General features: G+C 67.9%; 4 protein-coding genes. 3 read left to right on the top strand and 1 reads right to left on the bottom strand.

Annotated features, from left to right (window positions below; all coding sequences use genetic code 11):
- Window positions 1–1575 (bottom strand): methyl-accepting chemotaxis protein (locus ACDELDRAFT_RS18070; RefSeq protein ID WP_005799434.1); only part of this gene is annotated, 1575 nt, incomplete at its 3' end.
- A 350-nt stretch (window positions 1576–1925) separates the two neighbouring features.
- On the opposite strand from ACDELDRAFT_RS18070, the gene ACDELDRAFT_RS18065 reads away from it, so the two are divergent.
- From ACDELDRAFT_RS18065 to ACDELDRAFT_RS18055, 3 genes are read left to right on the top strand one after another with little or no spacing between them, the layout of a single operon-like run.
- Window positions 1926–2819 carry a DUF4394 domain-containing protein gene (locus ACDELDRAFT_RS18065; RefSeq protein ID WP_005799433.1) on the top strand — a complete coding sequence of 298 codons (894 nt, stop codon included), beginning with the start codon at window positions 1926–1928 and terminating at the stop codon, window positions 2817–2819.
- Complete coding sequence (locus tag ACDELDRAFT_RS18060) at window positions 2816–3499, top strand: methylamine utilization protein (RefSeq protein ID WP_005799432.1); 684 nt, start codon at window positions 2816–2818, stop codon at window positions 3497–3499. The genes ACDELDRAFT_RS18065 and ACDELDRAFT_RS18060 overlap by 4 nt, the downstream gene beginning before the upstream one ends.
- Window positions 3496–5829 (top strand): putative bifunctional diguanylate cyclase/phosphodiesterase, encoded by a 2334-nt coding sequence (locus ACDELDRAFT_RS18055; protein ID WP_005799431.1) that lies wholly within the window; start codon window positions 3496–3498, stop codon window positions 5827–5829. The genes ACDELDRAFT_RS18060 and ACDELDRAFT_RS18055 overlap by 4 nt, the downstream gene beginning before the upstream one ends.
- Window positions 5830–5960: the final 131 nt, after the last annotated feature.

Below are 5960 nucleotides of genomic sequence, written 5' to 3'. Positions count from 1 at the left end.
CGCGCTGGAGCCGGAAGGCCCCACCATCTCGGTCAGGCGGTGGGCCTGGTCCTTGAGGCTGTCGGCGGCCGCGGCGCCTTCCTCGACCAGCGCGGCGTTCTGCTGGGTCATCTGCTCCAGCTCGCCCACCGACTGGCTGACCAGTCCGATGCGCTGGTTCTGCTCTTCGGTGGCGGCCGTGATCTCGCCCATGATGTCGGACACTTGGCGCACCGACCGCACCAGTTCTTCAATGCTTGTGCCGGCGTGGTGCGCCTGGGTGCTGCCCGCCTGCACCTGATCGACGCTCGCGCCGATCAGGGCCCCGATCTCGCGCGCGGCCTGGGCCGATCGGCCCGCGAGGTTGCGCACTTCGCTGGCCACCACGGCAAAGCCCCGGCCCTGCTCGCCTGCGCGGGCGGCCTCAACGGCTGCGTTCAGCGCCAGGATGTTGGTCTGGAAGGCGATGCCGTCGATCACGCCGATGATGTCGGCGATCTTGCGCGAGCTGCTGCTGATGACGTCCATGGTCTGCACCACTTGCGCGACCACGCCACCGCCGCGTGCCGCTGCGTCCGACGAAGACGATGCGAGCTGGTTGGCCTGGCGCGCGGCATCGGCGTTCTGGCCCACGGTGTGGGTCACGTCGGCCAGCGCCGCTGCGGCGCCCTGCAGGCTGTGCGAGGTCTGCTCGGTGCGCTGGCTCAGGTCGAGGTGGCCTGACGCCACTTCGGAGCTGGCTACGAGGATGGAATCGGCCGCCTCGGCGATGGCCCCCACCAGTGCGCGCAGCCGCTCCTGCATGGCGGCAATGGCCTGCAGCAGGCGGCCAGTCTCGTCGTGGATGCGCACTTCCACATGCGACGTGAGGTCGCCGCGGGCAATGCGCTCGGCCACCACCACCGCACGCCCGATGGGCTGGGTGATGCTGGCCGTGGTGCGCCACGCGATCAGCGTCCCCAGGGCGATGGCCAGCACCACCAGCGCCGCGCCCGTGGTGCGCGCCTGGGATTGGGTGTGCTCCGCCGAGTCGGTGGCTTCGCCGTTGAGGCGCTCCTGCAGTGCGATCAGCTCCCCCAACTTGGTGCGCCAGGCCGTTTCGATGGGTGCCACCCGCGTCATGAGGCCCAGGGTCGCGCTCACCGTGTCACCGTCTTCGGCCGACTTGAGCGCGGTTTGCAGGGCGGGCCGCGTCTGCCCAGCCAGCGCCTGGGCCTGGCTCAGCAGACCCTGTTCGGCCGGCGAGGCGCCCGCGCCCGCCATCAGTGCCGAGAGGTCTGCCTGCTGGCGGTCGTATTGCTGCAATGTGGACTGGATCGCCTGGATCTGCTCGTGGGCCTGCTTGGGGTCGATGTCGTTGAGCATGGCTGCCGAACGGCTCTGGATGCCCATGGCGCTCACGCTCTCGCGCATGCCGCTCAGCAACCGGGCCTTGGCGGCCCCGGTGCCGGTGATCTGCTGCATCTGCTCGCGCACCCGGCTGCCCGACCACTGGCCCACGGCTGCAATGGCGAGCAGCAGCACCAGCATGCAGCCGAAGCCCAGTCCGAGGCGGGTGGAGATGGACAAGGAAGACAAGGAGGGTGGGCGTTGCATGGTGAAAGGTCTCTCTGGGTAGTGGGAGTGTGCCCAGCAAGTTGGATGCCACAGTGACAGGGTGGTGCACTGTGCGATGCCTGGGCGCGAAGGCGGCGGGCCGGTGGGCGCCGCGATGCCGTGGTTGTTACAAATGCCGCCGTTTTCAATGGGACTGGGATGCGCGGGGCGGCCCAGCCCTGGAAAGAGCTGCAAAGTGATTAAAAATGGTCGAATTGGGTTGTTGCGCTTATTCCATAAGCGATTAATGCTATGGTTTTCGATGATTTTTTGGTTGACCGCGAAGCCCGCAGTGTCACTGCAAAGAAGAACCGCATCAGGTATAACCGCGTTACAAATGGGGGGGCTTCATGCGTTGGATTCGTCGCACTTTTCGCCGCTGGGCCTGGATTTCCGCATCGATCGTGGTGGCGGGATGTGCCGGCGCGGCCGGGCCATCGGTGGGGCGCGGCGACGAGATGGTGTATGCCATCACGGCGTCGGGCGATCTGATCCGTTTTGTGCACACGCAGCCCGACCGCGTGCTTGAGCGCAGGTCGCTCACGGGTCTGGCGCCTGGTGACGCGATCGTGGGAATGGATTTCCGCGTGGCGCGCGGCGTGCTGTACGCGCTGTCGCGGTCCGGGCGGCTGTACACGGTCGACCGTGTCAGTGGTGCGCTGAGTCCCGTGGGGACGGCCCCCGCCGTGCTGCTGCAGGGCGCGGTGGTAATCGGTTTTGACTTCAATCCGACGGTGGACCGCATCCGCGTGGTGACCCCTGCCGGCCACAACCTGCGGCTGCACCCGGACACCGGCGCTGCAGTGGATGGCGACCCCGTGCGCGAAGGCGTGCAGCCCGACGGCCTGCTGCACTATGGTGCGGGCGACATGCATTTCGGCCGCCAGCCCGACATTGCAGGGGCCGCCTACACCTACAACACCCGCAACGAGAAGATCACCACCAACTACGCCATCGACCGTGCCTTGGGCGCGCTGGTCATGCAGGGGTCGCGCGAAGGCGTCGAGCCCGTGGTCTCGCCCAATACCGGCGAGCTTCGCACCGTGGGCGCGCTGGGGCTTTCGGGCATTGCCGATGTGGCTTTCGATATTTCCGACGTGGCCAACACCCCGCTGATCGCGGTGCGCACGGCAACCGAGCCGCGCACGCACCTGTACCGGGTGGACCTGGCCACGGGCCGCGCGAGCGACCTGGGGCAGGTGGGTGACGGCAGCGCGCTGGCGGGTATCGCCATCGAGCCATGAGCGTGCCGGGCGTCCAGCCGGCCGCGCGCTCGCCCAGATCGGTGGCGCGGCGCGCATGGGCGATACCGGCCTGGGGCATGGTCTTGGGGGGCTTGGGATTGGCCACCGGGCTGGCGGGTGGCGTGCGCGCGGCCAGCGTGCAGGTCGAGGTCCAGGATGCGGCCGGCCAACCGCTGGGCGATGCCGTGGTGTTCCTGGAATCGCCCGATGCCCGCCGACTGGTGCGGCCTCTGCCGGGCCAGGTGATGGCGCAGGAGAAAAAGCAGTTCGTGCCGGGCGTGCTGGTCGTGCCCCAGGGTTCCGAGGTGCACTTTCCCAACCAGGATACCGTGCGGCACCACGTGTATTCGTTTTCGCCCGCCAAGAAGTTCGAACTCAAGTTGTACACGGGCACGCCCGCCAACCCGGTTCTGTTCGACCGGCCCGGCGTGGTGGTGCTGGGCTGCAATATCCACGACCAGATGGTGGGCTGGGTGGTTGTTGTGGCCACGCCGTACTACGCCCAGACGCTGCCGCCTTCCGGCACCGCCCAGATCGACAAGGTGCCGCCGGGCAACTACCGCCTGCGCACCTGGCACACCCGCCTGCCGGTGGGAGCGCCTGCGCAGGAGCAGGTGCTTGACGTACCGGTCCAGGGGATGGCTGCGGTGACGGTGCGCATGCAGGGGTTGCTGCCTTGACGCTTCGGGGGGCGCGGCACAGCCTGATCGTGCGGTTGGTCGGCCTTTCGTTGCTGTTGCTGCTGATCGTGCAGGCGGCGGGCTTTGCCGTGGTGCGCGCCAGCATCGACCGCAACGCCCGCAGCCAGATCGCGCGCGCTCTCGATATCGACGAGAACGTGTGGCACCGGCTGCTCGAGCAAAACGCCGACCGGCTGCGCCAGGGCTCTGCCTTGCTGGCAGCCGACTACGGGTTCCGCTCGGCCGTGAATTCCGACGACGAGGAAACCATCCAGTCGGTGCTTGAAAACCATGGTGGCCGCATCGGAGCGTCCGTCACGGCACTGCTGGACACGGGCCTTGGCCTGCGTGCGCTCAGCGCACCGGAGGGTGGGGGCGATTTCCGCAGGGCCGTAGGGCAGGTGGCGCCGCTGCTGGCGGGCCAGGCGCAGGCCAGCCGCATTGCCGTGATTGGTGGGCTTCCCTACCAGTTCGTCATGGTGCCCATGCGCGCGCCTGTGGTGATGGGGTGGGTGCTCATGGGGTTTCCCGTCAGTCAGCCGCTGGCCGACGAGATGCGCCAACTCTTGGCGGTCGATGTGGCCCTGCTCGTGAGGGGTATGGACGGAGCGCTGAGTGTGCCGGTGAGCACTTTGGCGCCTGAGCCCCTGGCGCTGCTGCGCCGCGAGGGCGTGCCCACCGGCGAGCTCGACACTGCGCAGGGCGTGCTGTTGGCGCGCGCAAGCCAACTCGAGAGCGTTGGGGGCGAGGTGCAGGCGCTGCTGCTGCGCTCGGTGGACGAGGTCGTCGCACCTTACCGGCAGCTGCAGGTGCTGCTGGCCGTCATCACGGTGGTGGGCCTGCTGTTGTTCGCGGTAGGCAACGGCCTGATGGCGCAGCGCGTGGCCACCCCGCTGCGCTCGCTGCTGGCGGCCACGCAGCGGCTGTCCCGGGGGGAATACGACGTTCCCTTGGCGCACATGGACCGCACCGATGAAATCGGCAATCTGGCGCGGTCCTTCGACAGGATGCGCATCGACATCGGTGCGCAGCAAAGCGAGATCCGGCGGCTGGCCTATTGGGACCGGCTCACCGGCCTGCCCAACCGCGAACGTTTTCGCGAGGCCGTGGTGGCGGCCCTCGCGCCCGGTGCGCAGAGGGTCAGGCCGATGGCCGTGCTCACGCTCGATCTCGACCGCTTCAAGCATGTGAACGATGTCCTGGGCTACCCCTTTGGCGACCGCCTGCTGCAGGCTGTGGCAGGCCGCCTGCGGGAACAGGTGGTTCGGCCCGAGGACATGGTGGCGCGTCTGGGCGGCAATGAGTTTGCCGTGCTGCTGCAGGGCGCCGACGCTGCGGCGGCACTCGAGGTGGCGCGCCGCATCAACCATTCGTTCGAAGATCCGCTGGTTTTCGAAGACCAGAACGTCGATTTGAGTGCCGCCATGGGCATAGCCTGCTGGCCGGGCGACGCCGAAGACGCCGACACCCTGCTCAGCCGCTCTGAAATCGCCATGTATGCGGGCAAGCGCCAGTTGAGCGGGCCGCTGCGCTATGACCCGGCCCTCGACTCCGCGAGCGCACAGACCCTGTCGTTGCTGACCGAACTGCGCCATGCGGTGGAACACCACGAACTGCGCCTGTACCTGCAGCCCAAGATCGCCCTGCACGGCCAGCCCGGGCTCGCTGCCGAGGCGCTGGTGCGCTGGCAGCACCCGCAGCGCGGGCTGGTGCCGCCGATGGAATTCATTCCGTTTGCCGAGCAGACCGGCTTCGTGCGGCAGCTCACGCTATGGATGTTCGAGGAAGTTTGCCGTTGGCTGGCCACGCCCGCCGCCCGGCACTTGCCGCTGCGCGTGTCGGTGAACCTGTCCACGCGCGACCTGCTTGATCCCGAGCTGTGCCACCGCCTTGCGGCCCTGCTGGCGCGGTATGGCGTCGCGGCCAGCGCGCTCTGCCTCGAAATCACCGAAAGCGCCATCATGGACGACCCGCAGCGCGCTGAGGCCATGCTCAACCGCCTGTCCGAGCATGGGTTCAAGTTGTCCATCGACGACTTCGGCACCGGCTATTCCTCGCTCGCCTACCTCAAGCGCCTGCCCGTGGACGAGTTGAAAATCGACAAGTCGTTCGTGATGGGGATGGAATCGGCCGGGGACGATGCCCTGATCGTGCGCTCCACCATCGACCTGGCGCACAACCTGGGTCTGACCGTGGTAGCCGAAGGCGTGGAGACGCAGGCCATTCTGGGGCATCTGCGCAGCCTGTCGTGCGACGAGGCCCAGGGTTACGCCATCAGCAAGCCGCTGCCGGCCGCCGATTACCTGGTCTGGCAAACCCGCCAGGGGTAAGCGCCTCACCAGTTCTGTGTGGCGAGGGTTGTGTTGGCCGCCGCAGTACTTCTCACCCCCCGTGATGGCCTCTGCGCCTTCGCAGGCGAAAATACGGGCAATGTCTTCTTCCAGTTCCCAACCGCCCGCCG

Source organism: Acidovorax delafieldii 2AN, assembly GCF_000175235.1.
GTDB lineage: Bacteria > Pseudomonadota > Gammaproteobacteria > Burkholderiales > Burkholderiaceae_C > Acidovorax > Acidovorax delafieldii_B.
The sequence above is the reverse complement of the archived record's forward strand: the minus strand, read 5'-3'. Positions and strand labels throughout refer to the sequence as shown.

Excerpts from the sequence above, each read along its gene's own strand:
- ACDELDRAFT_RS18065 (WP_005799433.1), top strand. The coding sequence starts at position 1,926 with ATGCGTTGGATTCGTCGCACTTTTCGCCGCTGGGCCTGGATTTCCGCA.
- ACDELDRAFT_RS18060 (WP_005799432.1), top strand. The coding sequence starts at position 2,816 with ATGAGCGTGCCGGGCGTCCAGCCGGCCGCGCGCTCGCCCAGATCGGTG.